The sequence below is a fragment of the Nocardia sp. NPDC049220 genome (assembly GCF_040647855.1).
GTDB lineage: Bacteria > Actinomycetota > Actinomycetes > Mycobacteriales > Mycobacteriaceae > Nocardia.
On sequence record NZ_JBEZDA010000001.1, the window covers coordinates 1,382,029 to 1,406,590 of the forward strand.

16 protein-coding genes and 1 pseudogene are annotated in these 24,562 nt (G+C 63.3%); 10 read left to right on the forward strand and 7 right to left on the reverse strand.

Features of this window, described 5'->3' with window-relative positions:
• The first annotated feature begins 94 nt into the window (after nucleotides 1-94).
• The 3 genes from AB0C34_RS06175 to AB0C34_RS06185 all read left to right on the forward strand — a co-directional run bounded on the left by AB0C34_RS06175 (nucleotide 95) and on the right by AB0C34_RS06185 (nucleotide 6,390).
• Complete coding sequence (locus AB0C34_RS06175) at nucleotides 95-3,502, forward strand: UvrD-helicase domain-containing protein (protein ID WP_357067932.1); 3,408 nt, start codon at nucleotides 95-97, stop codon at nucleotides 3,500-3,502.
• Nucleotides 3,499-5,403, forward strand: coding sequence for an exodeoxyribonuclease V subunit alpha (recD, locus tag AB0C34_RS06180; protein ID WP_357067933.1), 1,905 nt, complete (start codon nucleotides 3,499-3,501; stop codon nucleotides 5,401-5,403). Before AB0C34_RS06175 ends, recD begins: the two co-directional genes overlap by 4 nt.
• A 363-nt stretch (nucleotides 5,404-5,766) precedes the next feature.
• Entirely contained in the window at nucleotides 5,767-6,390 is a 624-nt protein-coding gene (locus AB0C34_RS06185; protein ID WP_357067935.1) for a LysE/ArgO family amino acid transporter, read from the forward strand.
• A 1,212-nt stretch (nucleotides 6,391-7,602) separates the two neighbouring features.
• On the opposite strand, the gene AB0C34_RS06190 is transcribed toward AB0C34_RS06185, so the two are convergent.
• Nucleotides 7,603-7,734, reverse strand: a complete 132-nt coding sequence (locus AB0C34_RS06190) for a hypothetical protein (RefSeq protein ID WP_357067937.1) — start codon at nucleotides 7,732-7,734, stop codon at nucleotides 7,603-7,605.
• 545 nt (nucleotides 7,735-8,279) lie between these two features.
• On the opposite strand from AB0C34_RS06190, the gene AB0C34_RS06195 reads away from it, so the two are divergent.
• From AB0C34_RS06195 to AB0C34_RS06205, 3 genes are all read left to right on the forward strand, one after another.
• Complete coding sequence (locus AB0C34_RS06195) at nucleotides 8,280-8,549, forward strand: hypothetical protein (RefSeq protein ID WP_357067939.1); 270 nt, start codon at nucleotides 8,280-8,282, stop codon at nucleotides 8,547-8,549.
• Nucleotides 8,550-10,186: 1,637 nt separating this feature from the next.
• Nucleotides 10,187-11,305: a fatty acid desaturase family protein gene (locus tag AB0C34_RS06200; RefSeq protein WP_357067941.1), complete on the forward strand. Its 1,119-nt coding sequence runs from the start codon at nucleotides 10,187-10,189 to the stop codon at nucleotides 11,303-11,305.
• A gap of 254 nt (nucleotides 11,306-11,559) precedes the next feature.
• Nucleotides 11,560-11,817, forward strand: a complete 258-nt coding sequence (locus AB0C34_RS06205) for a hypothetical protein (protein WP_357067943.1) — start codon at nucleotides 11,560-11,562, stop codon at nucleotides 11,815-11,817.
• 456 nt (nucleotides 11,818-12,273) lie between these two features.
• Here the strand turns inward: AB0C34_RS06205 and cas6e are convergent, their stop codons facing one another.
• The 6 genes from cas6e to AB0C34_RS06235 form a co-directional block, all read right to left on the reverse strand.
• Complete coding sequence (gene cas6e / locus AB0C34_RS06210; RefSeq protein WP_357067945.1) at nucleotides 12,274-13,005, reverse strand: type I-E CRISPR-associated protein Cas6/Cse3/CasE; 732 nt, start codon at nucleotides 13,003-13,005, stop codon at nucleotides 12,274-12,276.
• A 3-nt stretch (nucleotides 13,006-13,008) separates the two neighbouring features.
• On the reverse strand, nucleotides 13,009-13,815 hold the full coding sequence (gene cas5e / locus AB0C34_RS06215) for a type I-E CRISPR-associated protein Cas5/CasD (protein ID WP_357067947.1): 807 nt from the start codon (nucleotides 13,813-13,815) through the stop codon (nucleotides 13,009-13,011).
• Nucleotides 13,812-14,957: a type I-E CRISPR-associated protein Cas7/Cse4/CasC gene (cas7e, locus tag AB0C34_RS06220; protein WP_357067949.1), complete on the reverse strand. Its 1,146-nt coding sequence runs from the start codon at nucleotides 14,955-14,957 to the stop codon at nucleotides 13,812-13,814. Before cas7e ends, cas5e begins: the two co-directional genes overlap by 4 nt.
• Before the next feature lie 24 nt (nucleotides 14,958-14,981).
• A complete protein-coding gene (gene casB / locus AB0C34_RS06225) occupies nucleotides 14,982-15,569 on the reverse strand; it encodes a type I-E CRISPR-associated protein Cse2/CasB (protein ID WP_357067951.1) in 588 nt (195 codons plus the stop codon).
• On the reverse strand, nucleotides 15,566-17,233 hold the full coding sequence (gene casA, locus AB0C34_RS06230) for a type I-E CRISPR-associated protein Cse1/CasA (protein WP_357067953.1): 1,668 nt from the start codon (nucleotides 17,231-17,233) through the stop codon (nucleotides 15,566-15,568). The genes casB and casA overlap by 4 nt, the downstream gene beginning before the upstream one ends.
• A 927-nt stretch (nucleotides 17,234-18,160) precedes the next feature.
• Complete coding sequence (locus AB0C34_RS06235; protein WP_357067955.1) at nucleotides 18,161-18,361, reverse strand: hypothetical protein; 201 nt, start codon at nucleotides 18,359-18,361, stop codon at nucleotides 18,161-18,163.
• 230 nt (nucleotides 18,362-18,591) lie between these two features.
• Between AB0C34_RS06235 and AB0C34_RS06240 the strand changes: the two are divergent.
• The 4 genes and pseudogenes from AB0C34_RS06240 to AB0C34_RS06255 all read left to right on the forward strand — a co-directional run.
• A pseudogene (locus tag AB0C34_RS06240) lies at nucleotides 18,592-18,978 on the forward strand (ATP-binding domain-containing protein); the annotation flags it as partial.
• Nucleotides 18,979-19,472: 494 nt separating this feature from the next.
• A complete protein-coding gene (asnB, locus tag AB0C34_RS06245; protein ID WP_357067957.1) occupies nucleotides 19,473-21,287 on the forward strand; it encodes an asparagine synthase (glutamine-hydrolyzing) in 1,815 nt (604 codons plus the stop codon).
• A gap of 648 nt (nucleotides 21,288-21,935) precedes the next feature.
• Nucleotides 21,936-22,547 carry a hypothetical protein gene (locus AB0C34_RS06250; protein ID WP_357067959.1) on the forward strand — a complete coding sequence of 204 codons (612 nt, stop codon included), beginning with the start codon at nucleotides 21,936-21,938 and terminating at the stop codon, nucleotides 22,545-22,547.
• An 899-nt stretch (nucleotides 22,548-23,446) separates the two neighbouring features.
• Entirely contained in the window at nucleotides 23,447-24,019 is a 573-nt protein-coding gene (locus AB0C34_RS06255; protein WP_357067960.1) for a TetR/AcrR family transcriptional regulator, read from the forward strand.
• Nucleotides 24,020-24,562: the final 543 nt, after the last annotated feature.

The window sequence follows — 24,562 nt, forward strand, 5'->3', positions numbered from 1 at the left end:
GTACGTCGGGGATCGTTCCCGCGGCCGCGTTGCCGGTCATTTCGGCGGCGCCCGCCGAACACGCGGCACATGGTGGCGCAGGAGGGAGGCACGCATGACCGTGCAGGAGACCTCGTTCGTCGCGCCAGCGTTCGCCGCCGCCGACCGGTTCGAGCCGTACGGCCCGCTCCCGAGCGGGACTACAGTGTTGGAAGCCAGCGCAGGGACCGGAAAGACGCACGCTATCGTCGGGCTCGCCGTACGGTACGTCGCCGAGGCGGGCATCGACGTGTCGCAGGTACTGCTGGTCACGTTCAGCCGCGCGGCGACACAGGAGCTGCGGGAACGCACGCGCGACCGGTTCGTCGCGGTCGCGAAGGGGCTGGCGGATCCGGACTCGGCGCGGGCGCACGCCGACGAGTTGGTTCGGTATCTGGCGCGGGCGGACGACGACGAGGTGCGTCGGCGGCAGCGGCGGCTAGTGACAGCGCTGTCGGATTTCGACGCCGGCACCATCGCCACCACCCACAGCTTTTGCCAGCGCATGCTCGACGAACTCGGCCTCGCCGGCGAACACGATCCCGGTACGAGGCTGGTGGAGACTGTCGACGATCTCGTCGGCACGGTCGCCGACGATCTGTACCTGAACCGCTACGCCCGCGCCGAACCACCCTTTTCGGTGAAAGAAGCGCGCACCTTGGCACTGGCCGCGGTCCGTGACCGGCATGCGGTGCTCATCCCGGACGGCGGGTCCGCCGCGGGCGAGCGGGCGATGTTCGCCGAGGCGGTGCGAGCGGAGACCGAGCGGCGCAAACGGGATGCCGGACTGCGCGATTTCGACGATCTGCTGGTGCTGTTGCACGATGTGCTCGCCGATCCAGAGCACGGCCCGCGCGCGTGCCGCCGCATCCGGACGCGCTACCGTGTCGCGCTGGTCGACGAGTTCCAGGACACCGACCCACTACAGTGGAACATCCTGCGCAGATCCTTTCATGGGCACACCACCTTGGTGCTGGTCGGTGACCCGAAGCAGGCGATCTACGCCTTCCGCGGCGCCGAGGTGCTCAGCTATCTGGACGCGGTCGCGCATGCCGATACCCGCAGGGAACTCACCACCAATTGGCGCAGCGACGCGGGACTGCTCGCCGCGCTGCAGCATCTGCAAGGAGGTGCCGCGCTCGGGCACGAGGAGATCAACGTCCACCCGGTCGGCGCGACCAGGAAGTGGTCGCGGCTGTCCGGTCCTGATGAGTTCACCACGCCGATGCGGCTGCGGTGCCTACCGCGGACCGGCGCCGGGCCGCTGAACAAGTCCGGCTTCCCCGCTGTCGGTCGATTGCGTGCCGAGGTCGCCGCCGATCTGGCCGCCGACATCGTCGCTCTGCTCGAATCCGGGATTCAGCTCGACACAAGGGCCGATTCCGTTGCCGTCGAGATCGATTCGGACGAGTATCCGCCGCCCCACGACGCAGCGCACCGGCCGATCGGTCCTGGCGATATCGCTGTCTTGGTGCGTACCAGGTCACAAATCGACGTGGTGCGCGCCGCGCTGGATCGGGTCGGCGTCGCCTCCGTACTCGCGGGCGGCACCAGCGTCTTCGCGACGAGTAGCGCGACCGACTGGCTGTGGTTGCTGCGCGCGCTGGAACAGCCGCACCGCGGTGACCGGGTCCGGCTGGCCGCGTGCACGCCCCTGCTCGGGTACACCGCGGCCGAGATGGACAGCGGCGGAGCGGATCTGGTCGGTCGGCTCAGTGCGCAACTGCGTGACGCCGCGCGATTGTTCACCCGTGCCGGATTCGCCGCGGTCTTCGAGAAGGTCTCCGCAGAAGCACAGCTGGCGCAGCGACTGCTCGCCGTCGAGAACGGCGAGCGACAACTCACCGACCTGCGGCATATTGCGCAACTGCTCGATCAGGTCGTGCTCGCCGAAGGACTGGGACTGACCGCCTTGACCAGGTGGCTGGCCGATCGGGTGCGTGATCCCGCGTCCGGCGCCGTCGCCGACCGCAGTCGTAGGCTCGACCGGGACGACGCCGCCGTCCAGATCGCGACCGTACACGCCAGCAAGGGGCTCGAATTCCCGGTGGTCTACCTGCCGTTCCCCTGGGACAGCGCGAAGAATCCGTATCCGGCGACGCTGCTGTTCCACACCGATGACGGAACGCGTGTGCTCGACATCGGCGGTCCGGACGCCCCGGGACACGCTGAACGCAAGGTCCGGTGCGAAGCCGAGGAGGCGGGTGAAGAGCTTCGGCTGCTGTATGTCGCACTGACCAGGGCGATGTGCCAGATCGTCGCCTGGTGGGCACCTGCGATCAGCACGGCGGCCGCACCGCTGCACCGGATGGTGTTCGGGCGGCCGGAAGGCACCGCGGTGGTGCCCGGCCGTGCCGCGGTTCCCGCGGATGCTGTTGTACCGTCGGCTCTTTCGACGTGGGCGGGGAGAGCGGCGCCCGGGGCGATTTCGGTGACCGCGGTGACCGGCGCCGACGATGCCGGGCGACAACGGGTGCGTACCGAACCCGGAACTGGTGAGCTGGCGGCCGCGCACTTCGATCGCGCTGTGGATCAGCACTGGCGACGCACCTCGTACTCGGCGTTGACCGCGTCGGCGCACGGACCCGCGATGGCGGACGAGAGCGAAGCCGAAGACGCGAGGGGCACCGCCGATGAGCCCAGCGGTGCCCGGCCGATCGCCGAATCCGAGCCAGATCCGGCCGGGGCCGCGTCGCTGATGAACGCGTTGCCCTACGGCGCGGAATTCGGCACACTCGTGCACGGCGTGCTGGAGCGGATCGACACCGACACCACGGATCTGGATGCCGAGGTGCGTATCCGCTGCCATGCTGCCGTGGACGAATTGATGGCCGAGGCGGACCCGGATCTGCTCGCCACCGCACTGCTCGCGGTGCTGCGGACCCCGCTCGATCGTGGCTGTCTCGCCGACGTCGCGTGTCGCGACCGGCTCAACGAGTTGGAATTCGAACTGCCGCTGGCGGGCGGCGATCGGCCTGGCGCCACCGCAGCGACACTGCGACTGATCGCCGAACTGCTCCGCGTCCACTTGTCTCCGGACGACGATCTGTTCGGGTACGCCGACCACCTCGCGGCGTTGGCGGACCTGCCGCTGCGCGGCTACCTGACCGGCAGTATCGACGCCGTCCTGCGCGTCGCCGAGGGCGCCGACTCTCGGTTCGTCGTGGTCGACTACAAGACCAACCGGCTCGGCACCGGCGACTTGACCGTCGCGCATTACACCCGCGACCGGATGGCCGCGGAGATGCTGCGCTCCCACTATCCGTTACAGGCGCTGTTGTATTCGGTGGCACTGCACCGGTATCTGCGGTGGCGAATGCCCGGCTACGATCCGGCCCGTCACCTCGGCGGCGCGCGCTATCTGTTCGTGCGGGGCATGATCGGGCCGGCGACTCCCGCGGGATGTGGCGTCTTCGACTGGTGTCCGCCGGCCGATCTGATCGTCGCGCTGTCGGCGCTGTTGGCGGGGACGGGCGGACGATGACCTCGATCCAGGTGGCGCAGCGCGGAACCGGCTTGTTGCGCACGTTCAACGAGGCGGGCGTGCTGTCTGCCGCAGATGTGCATGTGGCGCTTCGGCTGGGCCGACTGGGCCGGGAGTCGTCCGAGCAGGTGCTGTTCGCCGCGGCGCTCGCCGTGCGCGCGGTCCGGTCCGGCTCGGTGTGCCTCGAGCTGCACCGGATGCGGGAAATCGGTGTCGACGCCGACGAAACCTGGGATGCGGGCATCGATCCGGCGACACTGCCGTGGCCGGACATCGCCGCGGTGGTTGCGGCACTGCGGGTCAGCCCGCTGGTGCGCGGCGGACCGGCGGGGCCGTTGCGTCCGCTGCGGCTGGTCGAATCGCAGAGTGCGGGTGATGCCGGGCCGCTGCTCTATTTGGATCGGTACTACCAGCAGGAGAAAACCATCCGGCGGGTGCTCATCGAACGATCCGGGCAGCACCCGGTGGTCGACCCGGACATCGTGCGTCATGAGCTGGACCGGCTGTTCGACGAGCCGGTCGGTGCGGCGCCGGACCGTCAACGTCTCGCCGCCGCGCTAGCCTCGACGCACTGGACGACCGTGGTCGCGGGTGGACCCGGTACCGGCAAGACCCACACCATCGCGCGGATGATCGCGTTGCTGGACGCGCACCACCACAAGGCCACCCCGAAACTACCCGCTCTGCGCATCGCGCTGGCAGCCCCGACCGGCAAGGCGGCCGCGCGACTGCAGGAGGCCGTGCGGGAACAGGCCGAGTCGCTCGGGCTGCCCGAACTCACCGCCGCCACCCTGCATCGGCTGCTCGGGTGGCAGCGCGGTCGCACCACGCGGTTCAAGTACCACGAGTTCAACCGGCTGCCCTACGACGTGATCGTCGTGGACGAGACCTCGATGGTCTCGCTGACCATGATGAGCAGGCTGCTGGCCGCGCTGCGCCCGGACACTCGACTGGTCCTGGTCGGCGATCCGGATCAGCTGGCCTCGGTCGACGCCGGGGCGGTGCTCGCAGACCTCGTCGCCGGCCCGGTCGCGAGCACGCCCAACCCGGTACTGGATCAGATCATCGGACCGGAAACGACTGTGGCCGAAGCGCCGTCGGAGCTGACGGTGCTGGAGCGGACTCGTCTGCGTGGCGGTATCGTCCGGCTGACGCGCGGCCGTAGGTTCGGTGGCCGGATCGCCGACCTGGCTGTCGCGGTGCGGGCCGGCGACGCCGACACCGCGCTCGAACTCCTCCGCGCGGGAGGCGCCGAGCTGTCGTCTAATGCGCCCGACGACATTGCGACGGTGCGCGACGACGTCGTTCGGGCCGCCCGCGCGGGCACAGCCGCTGCGCTCGACGGTGATGCGGTGGGCGCGCTCGCCGCACTCGAATCGCACCGGTTGCTGTGCGCTCACCGTCAGGGACGTTTCGGTGTCGAACGGTGGGACCGCATGGCCGCCGAATGGGCCGCCGCGGCGGGAGCGGGATCCGATTCGTTCCAGGCCCCGTGGTACCCGGGGCAGCCGCTGCTGGTCACCGCGAACGATCACGAGGCGCGTGTCTACAACGGCGACACCGGCGTTGTCGTGCGTATGCCCGATGGATCGCTGCGTGTGGCGCTGCAACGGGGCAGTGACCCGTATCTGGTGCACCCCACGCAGTTCCCTGCGGTGGTGACGGTGTTCGCCATGACGATTCATCGCAGCCAGGGCAGTCAGTACGACACTGTCTCCGTCGTTGTGCCCGAGCCGGAATCGAGCCTGCTCACGAGGGAACTTCTCTATACCGCGATCACCCGCGCTCGCCGTCACGTGCGGGTCATCGGAACCGACGAATCCATCCGGGCGGGCATCGCGCGTCGCGTGCTGCGCGCCAGTGGGTTGTCGCGCCGGGAAGAGGACCCGGGCACTCGATAGCGGAATCACGTTTATGCCGCATTCGGAATCCACCGGATCCGAGTGCGCTTCCGCTCGAGGAAGTTGCGGCCGAGTACGGCTCGACGGTTCCGCACGTGTGCCCGGTCATTCGCCGTGACCGATGCGTCGGGAAGCTGAGGGGATCACACGCCGCTCGAAATACTTCGCGCTTGCCCCGAGCGCCAATCCGCGCAAAATCCAGCCGGCGGCAACTTTCCGATCGCAGCGCGTCAGCGAGGGGAACACCTCATCGGGGCACGGCTATCGCCACTGAACAAATTGAATATCTCTACTAATATTTCGTGATGATAGCTAAAAAATCTCAACTTGCCTGGGTATAGCGGTGAGTTTACTGTCTCGGATGTGAGTTTTTCTTCCGCGGTGGGGGCATCCGTATCCGGCTTGGGCTTCGGTCTCTCGCTGATTGTGGCGATCGGTGCACAGAATGTCTTTGTGTTGCGCCAGGGGATCAGCGGCAGGCATGTGCTCGCGGTGGTCACGGTGTGCGCGGTATCGGATATCGTGCTGATCGCGGCCGGGGTCGGCGGTTTCGGTGTAATCGTCGAATCTGCTCCGCAAGTCGTCTCGGTGGCGCGTTACGGGGGCGCGGCGTTTCTGATCGGGTACGCGGCGCTGGCCGCGCGGCGGGCGTGTACGTCCGCGACGCTGATCACCGAATCCGCCAAGGCCACCGCCGCGTTCGGTACGACCGTGGTCACCTGTCTGGCGCTGACGTGGCTCAATCCGCACGTCTACCTGGACACCGTGGTGCTGCTCGGTTCCTTTGCCAGCACCTATGCGGGGTCGGATCGCTGGTTTCTCGGCGCGGGGGCGATGCTGGCCAGCGCGTTCTGGTTCACCGCGCTGGGTTTCGGCGCTCGACTGCTGGGGCCGCTGTTCGCCCGTCCGCTCGCGTGGCGGGTGCTGGATTCGATAATCGCGGTGGTGCTGCTGGTCCTCGGTGTGGGGCTACTGCGTACTGGGTGACCGGCGAATTCGCAGCTGCTCACGACCCGCTCGGAGCGAAAACCTCGCTGTTTCCGATCGCTTCGCGGCCTGGCATTGAGCGACTCGATAATGACAGTGCTGAAGAGCGACTACCTCATCTTCGGCAGGAACCCAGGAACGGCGCAAATTCCGCCAGGCCGGCCGCCATGTGCGAGCGATCGCCGGATATTGCGCATCCTTGCGCTCTTCGGTGGCGTGCGGCCGTGTCGAGCTCGCACTCGATTGGCCGATATTCTGGTGCGCTCTGGTGTCCCATCAAGCTTCGATGTGACGCCGGATCAACCTGTCGGGAACCTCGCCGAAAATACGTCCGCCGAGCGGAGCCAGCGTAGTCACGCTGCTTGACGCCGCGGCCTGGTCGGCTCGCCCCAGGCGAGCGGGTAGCGTCCTGTGGCCACACGTGATGGCTGGCATACGACACCGATTGAGCACAGTACCAATGCCAACTGGCACCGGAGCTGCTCGTTATATGGCGGTGATCATTTACCGTGAATCCCGCAAGCGTAGGGAATTGCCCCATGTCACTCGAACGAGTGGTATGGCAATGTGGCCTGTCTCAGGTGGCGACACCCGGGGTGCCTGAATGCGAAGTGTGGAGGCAACAGTGTTCGATTGGTCATTTCTCGTCAGGCGCGCGCTGGGGTCTGCGATGGGGGTGCTCGCCGCGGGCACATTGGTACTGACAGGGTGTGTGACGAACACCGAAGTGCCGCCGTCGGAGGCTGCGGAAAAGAGCGACACCCCGCACATCTGCTCGCCGAACAATCCGGCCGGATCGTCGTTGGGTTGGACATCATTCGCCGATCGAAACTAGATCGGGTGCTGGCGGTGAAGGCGCAGTGATCTCGTCGTCGAGCAGCGGGTGGTCTTCAGCAGCGCTCATCGCGACCGGCGCGTCCAAGCCGCCACCATATCGCCATTCCACTCAGGAAGGCCGATGTCTGCGTGCGGCGACCAATTCCTGCCGGGCGCTCGAACCGTAGTCTGACCTGTCGTAAAACGGCCGACCTTTTGCGTTGTGTGGGGACGAGTGTCGCGACGAGTCGTTGACGTCGAAATCAGCTTGTCCGGAACAGGCCTTTTCGCGTTGGCTTTTCGCTCAATTGCCGCCTCGATCTCGTGCGCAGCGAGTTCCGTCCATAGCTGCTGCGATCTCGGTCGCGGCGTCGATCAGCGTCCCGGATGATGATGTCAGGGCTGGCTGCGCCCGCCTGGCCCTGCGAGCTGCTGGTCGCACACCGAATGCTGTTCTATGGCCACGGGCGTGGTGCGGCCGTCGGCCTCGGCGTTGATATTGCTCAGGTGCCGCTCCCGCTGGACCACGTGGTGGAGCGTAGGCATTTCCCCCATACCGCTCCAATGGTCCGCCTACGAGGATCGAATCGATGCCAATGGTGTTGTCCCTGAGATGAGAGACGTTCTATGTATCACGGCAGGTTTGTTGCTCCGAATTATCAGGCGCTGCATCGCCAGCGAAGTCGCCGCTGCGAAAAGATGAGTGCCGAGCGCCCTCTGCCTGTGGTCATATCGGGTCTGACCCATCACCCGAAATGCCTCCGTCCCCAAGGTGCAGTTGCCTTCACGTCCACAGCGGTTGTCTTTGTACCGCCACGAAGTATGACGGCTGTTTCCGGAGTTCGGCTCGTTCCGCTATCGGTGGCCAACGCTCGCGAGGAAACCTGATGCGATCACGAAGAACATTATTCCTGTTCGTCGGAATTACTATCTTCGTTGGCATGGGAGGGGAGTGTCCTCGTCGCAGTACGGCTCCCGGATCTGCGATGGTTCGTCGTCGGCGTGCTGCCGGGAATTGCTTTTGTTGTTAGCACTGGAGAAATTCTGCAGTCCCATATCGATAAGGAGAAATTATGGAACCCTCGCGAATCGAGGTCGATAAGGTCGGATTCTACGCCGCCATGGAAGCGCTGATGATGGATGACCCTCATCCGGGGTATGACTATCAGGACTCCCCTTCGCACTGGCTACGGCGGGCATTGTACGCATATGAATGGGCAAAGCATGTCTTTCTGGCGGATAGCCGCGGATTCGGGCTTCGTCGCGAGGTTCCCCCGCCCGGAGAGGCTCGGGAGGCTGTGCTCTTTCACGAGCGTCTCGAGCACGAGCAGTGGAGTGCCTGATGGCCGCATGGAATTGTCCGACTTGCAATACCCGGATGTGGACGATAGATGATTATACGAGGGGTCGTCATCTCGCGTGCAAGAAGCCGGGAAACAGTCTGACCGCTGAAGACCTCGAAGCTCTGCGGCCTTGGCTCAATCCTTCAGTCAGGAGGGGCGCCCGTCCCGAACTGGTAATTTCGGGCGCCTGAGTGTTGTAACCGTCGAACAACGGGATACCGTAAATCCCGGTGGGATGATCCCACCGTCGTGTCCCAGCGCGTAATTGCGCTCTCTTGGTCTGCGTTAGCCGAATGGAAACAATAGTTCTACTACTGGTTTGGAGTTCCGTTATTCTGCGATCCACCTACTACCGCGGCTGTGTTGCCGTGAAATCACCTCACGATTCGATCGGCGACTACATCTCTTGCCGACGGTTCCGATCGCGAAGGATGCCGAAATGACCGAACCAAATCGGGCGCGATCGGTGCGGGCCGGGACGAATGGTAATGTCGTACAGGGGCCCTGGGGCGCTGCCGCAGGCCGCGATGTGGGATGGATCTCCCGAGTGCGGACCGCACCGTCTCGGAAGAATATATTCTCGTGCGGCAGAGATATCGGATTCGGTATCGCTCACCGGCTGGAGTCGGGCACATCGCAAGCGCGGCCAATGATCCAAGTTGGACATGCGGCCCTCGTCTGTGCTCGATCGCTTTTCGAACTACTCGATGCGATCAACCGGGCGGTTGGCCTTCGCTTTGCGACGTGCGTCATCCGGCGGCTCCACGCGGAGGCACGGCCGAACCTGGAAGTTGCGCCACGATGAACCTGGACACGTTGATCGTCGCGCCCTGACCGCCGCTCCTCCGGACGGTACGCGTTCGAATTCGCTGCCTGCTATCCCTACCCGACTCGAACACGCCGGATTGCCGAGGAAACGCGAGCACGGATCGTGAGACGACGATCCTTTCGGGCGTCGCCGAGTGTCGACGACAGCTGTGTCCGCGGGAAACAACGCGGGCGAGCGTCGCAATCCTGCTCGATAACGGTACGGCTGACGTGCCGTACGTCGCCCACATCGCCCACATCGCCCACATCGTTGGTCGAATACGTCGGACAGTGGTGGGCCGGTCAGGTCGTGTCCGTTCCGGCAGGGTCGATCGTAGGCATTTCCCCCATACCGGCGGCACGGCTGCCCGAGGAGCATTAGTCGACCAAACGCCGCAATATTCCCAAAAAGGATCTGATTCGACGTTTTGCGGCGAGTATTTCTGTGTCGATGTAATCGCGTCAAAGGGATGTGTATCGAAATAGGCTAACTACAGGCATTTTGCACTACAGAAGTACTGCCGTCACGAGCTGGATGGCTCGCGATGTTTTACGCCGCCCTCGCGTTTACGGTAAGTACGCCGGGCCTGGGCCGGACTATCGATGCCGGCACTCAGGAAAAAGGTCGACTTGTACGCGGGCTGTGCTGCGGCATCGAAGGTCTGAAGATGAATTGTCCAGAAATCTCGACCTCCGGGTGCGATATATCGATCGAATGGCATCGATTCAGTGCGACGTGCGACCGGAATTCCGATCGGCCAATTGTGCTACTTCCGTGATCGACTGATTCGACATTGTTATCCTTATTTATTTGTTTAGGAGTTGCGCCGATGGGGAACTATGGGGCGCTTGATCGCGAACCGCAAAAACCGCCGTCGCGGGTAAAGAGTGCGGTGCGTGAGACGTCACGGTTGGATAATTTCCACAACGTGCCATATCTCTTGCTCGATTGGGTGGTTTCGCTTGCGTCGTGCGCTGTCAGCGTAGTCGTCGATCATCCGTTCATCTACCTTCTAGCTGTTGTCGTAATCGGAAGTCGGATGCGCGCGCTGGGCAATCTTCTGCATGAGGCATCGCACCGCAAGTTGTTTCGCTCGAGATCCTTGAATGATAATTTAGGAACACTGCTCTGCGCATGGCCACTAGCGATAAGCTATCGTCGGTATGTCGATGACCACCGGTTGCATCACGTATACCTGTGGGATCCTGACAAAGATCCCGATCTCGGCCTCTATCGGCTGACGCGAACAGAGACAGGTTCTGCGGACCAATGTGCACGCTGGAGATTTTGGCTCGTCCATGTCGCGCTTGCGGTTATTCCTGTCATGCCGTGGCGGAGATTGTGCGTCGATCTTGCGTCGAATCGGCCACGACTCGTAAAGTTCTGTGTTCTCGTTCTTTTGCTGTCCGTTATGGAGATATGGACGGATCTCTTTATTCTACACATCGTCTTTTCCTACTGGCTTATTCCGTTCATTACGTCCTATCAGACGATCGTGTATTGGGCGGAAATCGCCGAGCATGGTGGCATGCGGAGTCTTGGAAAAATGTGGGGCAGTCGTAACTGGCGAGGTAATATCATTTCTCGATGGTTGATCGGGCCGCATTCCGATGACTCGTACCACCTCTTGCATCACTGGTTTCCGAGTGTGCCGCACTATCGACTTGCCCAGCTAGATAGTGTTTGTTCAACCGAATGGCAGCGGTACGCGGAACATCCACAGTGCGGTGGATTTTTTCTGTCGGGAGGTTTGCGACGCTCCGTCATCGACGACATATGGATCGGATCCGCTCCCGCGATTCGAAGTGATGAGATAGGGCAAGCGTCGCTGAACTTCCTCGGTGCGGAACCGTCATACCCGGCGGATGCCACGACTGGGTCGAAGCTGGTAACTCCGCTGTCATGGTTGCCGCAGTCGATTCGTTGCCGAGTTCGTGTTCGGCTGTGATCGGTTGCTGTGCTTCGTGGTCCGATGTCTGGCGTGAAGGAGCAGTCGACGATGCGGATTTCCCCATGCCGTTCGATTCGAAGGTGTAGGAGAGTGGCATCCCGCGTCACGGCATTGACCGCGGCTTTCGAGCTGGGGATGCGCGAGAACTTCGGCGTCGGCCCGCCCCTCCGGATTCGGTTGGTGGCAGCGGATGAAGGCTACTCCGCAAGGATCCCGACCGGAGTCCAGCCTCTGTCGATGCGAGGTTCGCTGTGCACACTGGAATGCTGAGCACGGCGACGGGTGCCGCGGTGTTCTCCAGACTCGATGACGGCGCGACCTACACCACGGTGAAACTGCGGGTGAACTCAATCCAGTCGGAGAGGTTCGACGGCTCGCGGCTGGCCTGCGAGGCCAACCCTGTGCATGTGGGGCGCACGACCATCGCGAAGCGCGAGGTCACCGATGACACCGGACATTCGATCGCCAACTGCTCCACTACGAACCGGGTGCTGCCTCAGCAGCTGTGACGCCGCGCCGCCTGCCATCGCACTCACCGAAGTACTGTGCTCGGCCGACGCCGTCAGCTCGTCGAGCCACGTACCATGTCGCCGTGGCTGAATCCCCGCGTATGCGGGGCCGATCACTCGGCGATCAACGGACGGCAACATTGCCGGGCTGATCTCCGTGTGCGCACAGGGCCTACTCCACGCCCTCCGGCGTGTTGGTGACTGGCACCGGCTGATCCCCGCGTGTGCGGGGCTGGATCGGACAGTCCGGCTGTCTTCGCAACCGTACAGGTTGATCCCGGCGTGCCCGGGGCCGAGCCCCTACGCGCGCGAAATGTCCGATATTCGACGGGTGATCCCCGCGTGTGCGGGGCGGTCGATGCGCATAAGGAGAAATCCTGGTCGTAAACGGGTGATCCCCGCGCCTGCGGGGCCGGTACTTGCTGGCCTGCTGCTCAATAGGCAGTGGCCTGGTTTTCATCTCGTGTGTTCTGGATTGGCGAGCGGGGCAAGGGTGATGAGTCCGCAGCCGTATCCGCGGGCGGTTCCTACGCCTTGGGTGAGGCTGGTATGGGCGAGTTCGGCTTCGGTTATGCGCAGGATGCCTTCGAAGGTGGCGGTGTGGAGGGTGACGGGTGGGGCGTTGATTGTGTAGTTCTTCTTGAAGGTGAGATGTTTACGTTCCGTGATGATGAGGGTGGGGTCGCGTTGGAGTATGGGCAGAGTGGTGAATCCCCATCTTTCTGGAGCCTTTTCGAGGAACCAATTGAGTTGGTGTTCGGCGGTCCGGTGGGGTACCCGGATGCCGCGGGGGCGGTGTTGTGCGAGTTTTTCTTGTTGTGCGTGTGAGGGTTTCGTCGGTTTTTTGGTGGTGTAGGTGGGGTTGGCGCGGAGTTTGAAGCGGAATTCGGCGCCGTCGGTGACGCGGTTGAGTAGCGGCTGATAGGACTTGGTGCGCGCTTGCGGCTCGTCTGCGCGCGTCCAGCCAGCTTGCTCGATGATGTGGTCCCAAGAGGGCATCGATCGGGTGAGCACGAGGAGGGTGGCGCGGTGTGGGGTGTCGTGGTCGAGCCGCCACAGAACGCGCTCGTCGAGGGGTTGGTGGCTGATTCCGCCGAGGACGGCGGCATGGGTGGTGTGGGGGTTGCGGATGAGACGTTGTGCGCCGGTGCGCAATGGGTTGAGCCAGATGCGTGACAGATAGGTCATCGTTCAGTCCAGGAGTGTGAACCAGTCGGGCGGGGGTGCGGTGGCGGCACTGTCGTTCGGGATCGGCACGGTGACCCATCCGTGCCGTACTCGCCGAGCGGTGAATTGCCGTGATTTCGGAGCGAAAGTGACAGGGGAGTCGTATCGGATGTCGGTGCCGTGCGGGTCATCTAGGGTGATCGGGAGGGCTCGGGAGGGCAGAGCGGGTCTGTCGACTGCCGGGTTGCGGGCCTGGATCCGCTGGCACGGCACCACAGCCAGCACGGTGGCTAGAGGACCTGGCCAGAGAGTTCCGGTCGGGGGTGACAGGATCAGGGGCAGGGTCGGTGGGCAGCTGCGTCGCCCGAGTGCGAGTGGAAATGCGGGGTGACGTAGGGCATTGCGCAGGCGGTCGAGGAGTTGCGGTGGTCCGCTGAGGGCGACGACGAAAACGGCGTCTTGGAGGTAGAACCGCTCGGTGACGTGGGTGAATTTTTTTCGTCCGCCGAGGATCGCGTGTTTCTGCACGCCGCGTGCGGTGAGGGTTGCGGAGGGCAGGGGCTCGCCGGTGTGGTCGCCGACGGTGTGATAGTCGCGCAGCAGCGTGCCGGGTTCGTCGGTTCGTACACCCAGGTGCAGAGCTGTGAGATCGTCGAGGTGAGAACCGCGCTCGCGTCCGTCGGCTGCGGCGAGTAGTCCGACAACTCCGCTCTTGGTGGGTTGGGCGGCGGTATGGCGCTGGTTGTATCGGCTGTGCTCACCCCATGATTGCAGCGGCCCGGCAAGCCGCAGCACCAAGCTGTAGGGCGTGTGGCCGGCGTCGGTCGTCACGCGCGGCCTTCGTCTGACAACTTGTCGCGCACCGCCGCGATGGTGGCCTCGACAGCTCGCGCGAACTGAAACGGTTGTCCGAGTTCGGCTCCGAGATCGTCGGTTTGGCACGGGGAATAGCTGGAGTGGGTCGCGATCGGTTCGTAGCCCCACGTAATTTGTGTTTCTGCGAACTCGGCAGCCAGGCGTTTAGCGGATTCGGCGGCGATGCCGTCGGTGGAGCGTACGGGGCGCTCGAACGCGGTCACCATGTTGACTGGGCAGTCGCGCACCACGAGGCTGGTGAGATAAGGGCGGGTGTGGTGGGCGAAACTGGTTTGGTGCCCGGTGGGCACTGATCGGGTGAACGCGTTCAGGAATCGTTTTAGTGCCTTCAGCGCGGCGTCGGTGTCTCCGTCGAGGTTGTCGATCAGCTGTTGTACTCCGACGGTGGCGTATCGGTAGTACAGCGCGGAATTGAACTCCGTCGTGTCCATCATTTCCGCACCGGTCCCCTCGGATCGAGGTTTCTCATCGTCGGTGGCGGTGAAGAAGTCGAACTCGACCTGAACAGGATGCGTCGACAGGGCGTGCGCGACTTGCACCGCGGCATCGACATTGAGCTGGGGGATTCTGGCGACCATCCGGCCGAACAGAGCGACATCGACTGGGTGACCCGAACCCAGCTGTTCCTTGACCGGGAGGTTCTTGACGGTCTTCGCGAGTTCGTCGTCAGGGAGCGCGACGAGTTCGACAGCTTGATCCGCGACCAGGGCGACGATGCCGTCGACTTGCGCTTTTCCGAAGTAGAGCAAGTATGCGGTCTCGGTGGGCCGCCTGCCCGGGGTTATTTCCAAGTTCGACAGCAGGCTGTTCGCCAGCCGCGCCGCCTGCGGCCGGCCGATACCGGTCGTTTCCGCGAGGCGCGCGGTGACGAGTGCGGCGATGCGCTTGGTTCGGGTGGATGCCTTCTCCGGAATGTGTTGCCCGTCGGTGGTCATGGTTGTGCGGGTGGCGCGCTTCCATGCTTGCGACGACACGCGAGCGCGCCGGACCGCACCGTATTGGGCGTGTTTGGGGGTGCCGTTCTCGTCGCGGTTGGCATTCGAGGGGGGCAGGCTGTGCAGGATATGTATGTCGATGAAGAGTCTGGGCGCAGGCATGAACGGTCTACTTATCCTCCGGTTCTAGTCAATCGAGTTCGGGTCGGAATCAGCACGTTGTGTGTCGTCGCTGTGGGTTGCGAAGTAGCGGGCCCCCCACCGTCGGCGGATTCGGTCGGTTCTTCCCGGGTGTTCCCAGTCGCGGATGTCTCGGTAGAGCCGGTCATAGTCGAAACCGCCGCCGTAGGTCAGCGGGCGGAGGCGAGTGACGAGACTGCGGAGATGGCCGGCGAGTTCGGTGCGGGAGGTTGCGGTTGCCGCGGCCGAGAACCGGCGATCCAGCCCCTCGACACCCACACGGTGAGTCGATCGCAGACGTGCCATCGCCGCGGCGAACTCGATTCCCGGGATGTGGACGAGTTGAGGTATCGACTGCTGGTGCACGGCGAAGATGCACAGGGTGATGTGCTCAGCCCACAGGCGGTCGGTCAGAATGCCGCCGGCGTCGAGTGTCCGATAGTAGGGAATTACAGTCGGAACCGAGCCCGGTTCGTGGCCGAGCCCGCGTCGCAGGGTTGCGAGCGCAGCACCGTTCGGTCGCTTCCTTCCACCCCATGCCCGTTTGTCGCTCCAATAGTGGTGCGCTGATAAGAGTGTGGTTGTGGCTTTCATCGTGGTTCCTGATGGTCGACGACCGGGATATCGCGGAGAATGTTGCTGGTCTCGCGGTAGAATCTTGCTGCCGCAGAGTTGAGGTTTGTTCGAAAGATGTTGCCCGACTTAGGGGTTTTGTCGATCTGCCCGAGGAAAGCTTGTGGCGGCATCGCTGCGAGTAGGGTTTCGGCGGTCTCGATGCTGAGGCGACGCGCACTCTCCCGCCACATGGCCGCGACTTCTTCGGCGCGATCGGGGGCTTGCTGCAGGACCGACAGGGTCTCTCTGATCAAAGGTGTCAATCGATGCGTGAGTACCTCACCGGCGCGACAAACTGTGTGCGGCTTCGCGCGTACCGCGGTACGCAACTGCTTTTCCAGGACGATGGCAGCCCGGTGCAGCCCCTCGGCCTCCATAGCCATATCACGCACGACCCGCTGGACGGCCGAGTCCGCGACCAGCGCTGCTACGGGCAACGGCACAACATCGACCAAGACATCCTCTACCACCGCGGACTGGGCGCCATAGAACATCGCGGCGGTGAGAACACGCACCAACACACCGTCGGGAAGCGCGCTCCGATGTCGTAACTCAGCCAAACAGGTCAGCAGTCGCGAGGACTCGACCTCCCGATCGGTCGCTGGGTCGATCGCAAGCAAACCCTGCAGCCCGCGCCACACTTCGCGACCGGGATGATGGCGAGCCGGCCACTTCGCCGCAGGGCCGCTCTTCGCCGCGCCATTCGCCTGGCCGCGCCACATAGTGTGGATCTCGATGTCGATCGGGACAGCGGCGAGCCGGTCTCCCGCGGTCACAACTACCCGCCGAACCACCGCCGAACCGTCCAAGCCGATTTCGGGAACCAGACGGATTCGGCGCGCCTGCCACGTCAACAGATCCACGATTCCCACCGCCGATCGCGTCGACCATCGGCCACACAAGGGCGACATCTCCCACGGCGGAATGTCTTTGTCGCTGAGCCCTCGCTGCATCACTGGTGTATTCAGCAACAGCGTCGCCGCAATCGTCTCACCGAGCGGAGCGACCACGCCCAACTGCCCCACCGGGCCGGTGGGATTACCGTACGATTTACCCTGCTGCGCGAAAGGGTCATCCACCGCGCCCGACTTCAACCCCGCTGTGTCCCAGCACTGCGTGGCGAGCATCGCTCGTGCGGCCTGGGCTGGCGTCAGCGCCGGGGGATCCGCATCGGTGCGAACACCGAAGAGTGGAACACTATTTCCGGTCGGAATCGACGAAATCAACACAGCTACTGTTCTGGTCTCACCCCGGGCTGTGCGCAACCCAGCGGCCTGACCGAACGGCTCATCCCCGAATAGATCGAATCGTGCCCGATGAGCGGCCAGATACGCCAGAATCGGGTTGGTCTCCACGTCTTCCAGCTCGGACTCGGACAAACCGGGTACCAGATGGCCGGTCGACCAACGTTCACCCCACTCGGAATCGGTGCGTGGTATGCCCACCGATCGCCAATAGATCGGCAACAACACCTGCCGTAGCAACGCCACAGCCTCCAAAACGTCGTCGACTGCGAGGCTCAGCTCATGTGCGCGGACGAAGATCTCGCCGAGGGATACCGCTCGCGCCCGTCCAGAAATATGGTCGAGTACGTTTATCCACGGTTGATCAACTAAGTCGAAACCAAATTCGGCTTCGGCCATGTCTGCCTTCCGAATATTCTGGTGACATTCCGAAGCCCACCTGCGCGCGGCAAGACCTCTAGAGGTATCGAGTGTTCTCGTGCTGTTAGTGCGTCTGCGTGGACTCGGTACGAGAAGAGTGCCTCGATGAGTCCGAATAGGCGCCAGCGCAGCGCGCCGCCGATAAACCGATCCAACTGGCTCACGTCAAGAACCTACATCGGAGTACGGCAAAGAAATATCGTCGGTGTCTCAATGACATCCTATCTCTTCGACAAATGGCGAGTATTGTTCCGGATGCGATAGTGTCAAGTGCCCGTCCCGGGCGGTATGGGGGAAGTGCCTACGATGAGCACCCGGCTTTCGCGGTCGGCGGGAAGCGAGGGTCCGGCCGTCCCGGCAGGCGGTGTCGGGGCAAGCGCACGGTGGCCCGGGCAGGCGCTCTGGGAATGAACTCACCGCCTGCGGGCCCCTGACATCGTGGGGTCGGCCTGCCAACATCGTTGTCGGGGCAGTCTGGGTGAGGCCTTCGTCACCTAGACCTAACTTTTCCACACGACGACCGGAATGAGCAGTTGGGCATATCCCCACCTCGGTATACACCGGCCGATGGTTCTGCAGTGTAGGGCTTCTCCCCTTGTCGTACGGTTTGTACCTCCGGAGAATTGTTGTTGTGGTCTACGCGCCACCCTTCCCGGAGATGAGGAACGCTTCGCCCACTTTGCCCTCTCCGGGTCATGGTAATAATTATGTGGATCGATCCGAAGGAGCGATCGCGATGACAAACAAATATCGACGATCGATGCAGGCAGATTTCGTGCGGTGGTGCGAGCTGCGGGAGAAGGTCGCGTACACCGACAACGACTACGAGACAGCATGGATGATCAACAAGGTCAACCATATCGAAGAACACTGGGCGCACGGCCACACGCGACCAGATGGGTTCGCCTACAGGGCCGAAATCCGCGTTACATCGCACAGATAGCTTGCGAGCGCAGCGAAGCCGATCCGGGAGTAGTCACTGTCGAAACGCACCCGGCGAACGACATTGCCGAAGCGCTTGCCCGGAGTTTGTTCCGTCTTCAATTCACGCAGCACGCAAATTTGCGGTTGGGCATCAACCAAACCGGCTGCGAGCAACCTGTCCACAGCGTCAGTGGCCCGGCGAAGAGTGTTGCCGACCAGGTGTGGCGATGGCAACGTGACTATGAGCGGAGAGCGGCCTGATTTCCATCTACTCGGAAGCCGAAAGGTGTGGTATGCCGGGTGCGGGCCATCATGCTTGTCGGTCGTTGTAGTCGTAGTAGTGGGGCATCGGTCACGCTGGACTGGAACCGTCGGGCCCGATGATTTGTCCTGGCCTAGAAGCCGACCGACAACTGGTCACCGCGAACGATCACGAGGCGCGTGTCTACAACGGCGACACCGGCGTTGTCGTGCGTATGCCCGATGGATCGCTGCGTGTGGCGCTGCAACGGGGCAGTGACCCGTATCTGGTGCACCCCACGCAGTTCCCTGCGGTGGTGACGGTGTTCGCCATGACGATTCGTCGCAGCCAGGGCAGTCAGTACGACACTGTCTCCGTCGTTGTGCCCGAGCCGGAATCGAGCCTGCTCACGAGGGAACTTCTCTATACCGCGATCACCCGCGCTCGCCGTCACGTGCGGGTCATCGGAACCGACGAATCCATCCGGGCGGGCATCGCGCGTCGCGTGCTGCGCGCCAGTGGGTTGTCGCGCCGGGAAGAGGACCCGGGCACTCGATAGCGGTATCCGAGTTTCTCGATCACGTTCGATCGAGTGGTCTTCGGGTGAACGAGCGTTGCCATTTCACCAAAAAGGTGGCTGTCTTCGTCACGGGGGTAGGCATTTCCCCCATGTCGTTTCAGGCGACAGTGTGGGAGCGTCGTGAGGTGGCCAAGATGCTGTCGAGTCGCTGCCCGCCCCGGGCATCCGGCGGTATCGCGGCCGCCCCGAGGTGATCACGAGCGTGACGAAAGCGTCGATTCATCGGCGCGAGCCAACAGTTGGGTGCCCCGACGGTCATGCGGAATCGCCGTCGGCAGAGGTCGTTCGACCTGGCGCGAGGATCCGATTGCGCGGCCAGGAACAACTCTCGGCGTCACCCCTTCCGGTTTCCGCCCGAAGAACCCATCATCTGATATCTCCGGCCTGGGCAGGCTCGATGGTTTGTCGACACCGGCGGCCGGAGGGCCGGATGAGCATCAAATAAAGAGATCAACGGAAAATGGAGTTCGTTCATGTGTGGCATCGCCGGGTATGTTGACTGGTCGAAGCGAATCCGTGGTGGCGAGGTCATAGATGAGATGATCCGAACCCTGTCGCATCGCGGTCCGGACGACGCGAACAGCTGGATCGGTGATCACACCGCGCTCGGGCATACCCGATTGTCGATTATCGATCGATCCGGCGGAATACAGCCGATGGTGGAGGTCATCGGTGGCCGATCGGTCGCTCTGACGTACGGCGGTGAAATCTACAATTGCCCCGAACTGCGCCGCAAGCTCGGCGCGCTCGGGCATGAATTCCGCACGCGGTCGGACACCGAGGTCGTACTGCGCGCCTATCTGCAATGGGGCGAATCCTGCGTCGATGAACTGTCGGGCATGTTCGCGTTCGCGATCTGGGACGAACGCGTCGATCGACTGCTCCTGGCGCGTGATCGCCTCGGGATCAAGCCGCTCTACTACGCAGCACTGGCGGACGGGGTCGTCTTCGGCTCCGAACTCAAGGCGGTGCTCGCCCATCCCGCGATCGATGCGACGGTCGATCGAACCGGGCTCGCGCAACTGGTCGCGTTGGTGCCCATGACAGTGCCGGGCACCACGGTGTTCCGCGACATCGTCGAGGTCGAGGCGGCGCACGTTGTTCAGGTTCGCCGCGACGGGCTCCGCGCACGCCGGTACTGGTCGCTCGTGTGCGAACCGCACCGTGACGATACTCCCGCGACCATCGAGCGGGTTCGTGAATTGTTGTCCGACAGCGTCTCCCGGCAGGTCGTGGCCGACCGGCCGCTGTGCACGCTGAATTCTGGTGGCGTGGATTCCGCGGCGGTCACCGCGCTCGCTGCCCAGCGGGTCGACGGCCTGTTGAGCTTCGACATCGACCACGCGGTGGAGACTCCCGGCGGCGTCGCCTACGGAGTATCGGCCTTCCATGTGGATCGGGACAACCCCTACGCGTTGTTGACGGCCGAGCATGTCGGAGCACGTCACGAGACAGTAGTCGTCAGCACCGACGATCTGCTCGCCGCGCACGACGCGACGCTCACCGCCATGGACGTGCCCTCGTTGGGCACCCTTAACACCTCCTTGATCGCGCTCTTCCGCCGGATCGGACAGGTTGCGCCGGTGGCGCTCAGCGGCGAGGGCGCAGACGAATTGTTCCACGGATATCGCTGGTACCACACCGCCGCGGACTATCAGCACGACGGCTTTCCGTGGCATCGGACCTACCGGCCGATCATCGGCCTTCTCGGCGCGGCGGCACGTGCCGACATCAAGCCCGACGAGTACCTGGAAACTTGCTATCAGTCTGCGCTGGAACGGGTTCCGGACAGTGATCTCGTCGGTCTCGATCGGCGAATCGAGCAGGTATCGGCATTGACCTTCGATTTCTATCTGAACTTTCTGCTCCGGCGCGCCGACAGAACGTCGATGGCGTCCGGCGTCGAAGTCCGCGTTCCGTTTCTCGACCACAACCTCGTCCAGTATGCGTGGAATATTCCGCGGCTGATGAAGCGCACGGGGGGCATCGAAAAGGGCGTACTACGAGAGGCGGTGGCCGACTTGTTGCCCAGCGAGGTCGTGTCTCGTCGCAAGAGTGGGTATCCGGCATCGATTACTGCCGGATATCAGCGCGCGATGTTCGATCGCTTGCGGATGAAAATCGAAGTCCGGGACTCCTTTCTCGGCGAGGTGCTGGACAAGGCCGCGGTAACAAGATTTTTGGATACCAATGCCGGGGACTTCTCGGACTGGACCGCGACGCAACAGGCGAGCTATCTGGTGGGTATGGACGACTGGTTCACCAGGTATGGGGTACGCGTCGTGTAGTGGTGGTCGCCCATCGGGCATCCGCGGACTGCCCGATGGGCGATCATGTTAAATGACGGCTCGACGGCACAACGATCACAGATAACGTCCGAGTAACGCGGTAATTCGGCCTGCGCGGGATCGAGTGCGGCGATTCGCGCCAGGCGACACTACCAACCCCGCGGTCGACTTCATCGTCGGGTATAGGCCACTAGTCGCCAGCCGAGATAACCGACGACGCAAGGAGATGAGAGGCCTCGGAAACTCCGAGTCTTCTCGTTCGGCGCCGATTCCAGCGAAATAATGTAGCTGTCCGCAGTAGTAATCGAGGCTCGATGTATGGGATATCCCGGACGATCCGTAGTGGCGCCGAACGGATCAGTCGTTCATTGAGCAGGTTCGCGCAGCACGATGCGGGAGTGGTCGAATTCCCGGCCGCGGAGCTTCGGAATTTTGTCGGCAACGCCGTGTCCACCGAGGAGCTCGGCGCGCGGCGTATTGCTGCTGTACACGGTGTGTCAACGGCTCCTCCGCCGCAGCCTGAATTCCGACGATCGGAGCGGTCCTGATACGCCACTTCCGGTCCGCCGCTCCGGAGCGACTCGGCTCAACCGGCGAATCGGAGATGAGCTGGCGGAGCGTCACGGATTCGAGGTGTATGGCTTCGGTATGCCTGGCGTCGATACGGACACGGTCCGCGACATTTCCGCAGCCCTGGACGACATGCTCGCCAAGTATCCGCACACAAAGATTTTGTCGGTAGAAATCAGCAATGTGGAGGGGGATATCGCTCAGGCACTGGAAGATGTGTTGCGGCACAACGGCGTCAAGGGCACCAGGATACTTTTCTCCGAAAGATACGCCACAGATCGGAACCTGCTGTCCACGGCGGTGCGCGATGCGGTGCAGCGGGGCCATTTCAATTCGATGCCCGCACCGCCGGCATACGGCGCGATAGTTCATGAATTCGGTCATGCTCTGAGTTTTTCAGGTCGGTCGGCGGCAGTGGACAGTGCTGATTCCGATCTGCTCGAACATTATCTCCGGACCGATGGTAGCCGACTTTCTGGGGGTGACATCATGGAGTCGTATCGGATATGGCGTGGTCAGCTGAACGGATACAGTTTCTGGCGGGGAGAATTCGATCCGATCGAGGCTTTGCCCGAGGCATTCACCGATGTGGAACTGAATGGCGGCAGTGCTAGCGAACCCGCACAGGTGCTGTTCCGGACGTTGGTGGACGCCGCGGAGTCGCAGTGGCGGAGAGTGGGGTTGATGTGAGAGGTAGAGGATTGTCGGTCGATCAGGTGCGGCGTAACTTCGATTCCAGTCTCGCCCGGGCAGTGGAAGGCTTGGCGCCACCTTCTCACACGGGCCTCGGGCCCGATGTCGAGGGCGCATTGATCGCGATAGTGGTGGCATACCCGGCCGGGAATGACGAGCTGATTGCGAATGCCCGGCGCGCGTTTGCTCGGGAATTGGCCGAACGCGAGCACGATAGTTAGGTAGGCGGTGGTCTCGGTTGTGTTCCATGGGTGGGGTTTTGTGGTGGATACCCGTGACATCGTCGAGGTCGAGGCGGCGCACGTCGTCCAGGTCCGCCGCGTGGGGCTCCGCCCCCCGCCGGTACTCGACGCTCGTGTGCGAATCGCACCGCGACGGTACTTCAGTGACCATGGATCTGGTTCGTGAACTGTTGTCCGACAGTATTTCTCGGCAGGTCATCCCCGGCTGCGCAGTTCTGATGCGGGCCGGCGCCGCGTAGGTTCAGGGCGCCGGGTCCACAGCGTAGGGATTTGCCCCATGCTGAGTCGGTCGGAGAAGTGGAAGGGTCGAACTGTGGCACAGACCCTCCGACTGCATCCGCGAACCGCCCGGTGTCGATCGCGTCGTATGGCGGCGCGCCGGAATATCGCTGGCAGATAACTTACGAAGCGCCGCTGAACGCTCGGTCTGCGTGCGGGTCGCGAGCGGCGCTTGGCGTCAGGCACCGCTTCCACCCGCTGTGGTCGACTCCATCGAGTGCTATTTCTCGCCATGACACGCGCACTCGGTGTCCACCCCCAGGTATCCGCCCTTCTCCGGTCCGTGTCTTTCCGTTCGTCCGTGTATCGGTGCGAACCAGAACCGTACCTGCGTGTCCGCACACTGAATTTCCGACCTGACAGGCAGCACATCCGATGACATCCACGACGCGTTCGCTTCGCGTACAGACCACTCGCGGCCGTGTACTCGACGCGGCGACCGAACTCTTCCTCCGCAATGGGTTGCACGCCACAACCACCGACATGGTCGCGCAACGTGCCGGACTCTCCCGAGGAACTGTCCAACGGCTCTATCCCCGCAAACGCATTCTGGCCGCTGAGGTAACAGAGCGCGTGTGCCGTCGCGCTATCGACCGAATGCACCGGCGCCGGCCGCGGGACATCGACGACCTGATCGTCACACTCACCTCGTGGGCGCACCTCATTGTGTCCCGGCCCCGCTGGATCAGCCTCTACATCGAACTCAGGTTCATCGATGACGCGTGCCCGAGCGCCGTATTCCATCGACGGGCACGATTGCGTGAGTCTCTGTCCGAACTCCTCGACAAGGTTGATGCCTGCGATCCGTCACGGACCGAAGCCACGGCGGAATTCCTGCTGACCATCATCATCGGTATGGCCCTTCAGCGCGCCCACGGTGCTGGTCCCGACCTCGCTGATATCCGCTCGCACATTGGGCTCGTGGTGCGCGGAGCCGAGCCCAGATGACCGCCGGCACCTGGAGGGTCGGAGCCGTTGCGAAGCACTGTGTTTCGGTGTCTGTTCCGGCGAAGGCGCGCAAGTACTGTATCGAACCTCGGTGGAGGCGGAATCGGAGTGGCGAAGAGAAGGGGTGTAGTGAAACGCGCAGGATTGCCCGTCGATCAGGTACGGCGTAATTTCGATTTCAGTCTGGCAGGGGCGCTGGAAGGACTGGCTCCACGTTCTCGAACGGGCCTCGGTCCACATGTCGAGGACGCGTTGATCGCTATGGTCCTGGCGTATCCGAGCGCCGGTGCAGAACTTATCGCGAACACCCGGCGCGAGTTCGCCCGAGAATTGGCCAGACGCGAGCACGACAGAGGGTAGCGGCCGCCCGGTTTCCGCTCGAGTAGTGGACAACCGGGAGCCCGAGGCCGACGTACCCAGAAGGACATTCGTCCCGCGCCCGCGCCCACACCCCGGTGGTCCGGTCCGGTCGAGTCGCCGAGGCCGGAGAACCCACAGGAGCGAAGCTTCGACCTGGACGCGGATTCCAGCAGTCTTGTGCCG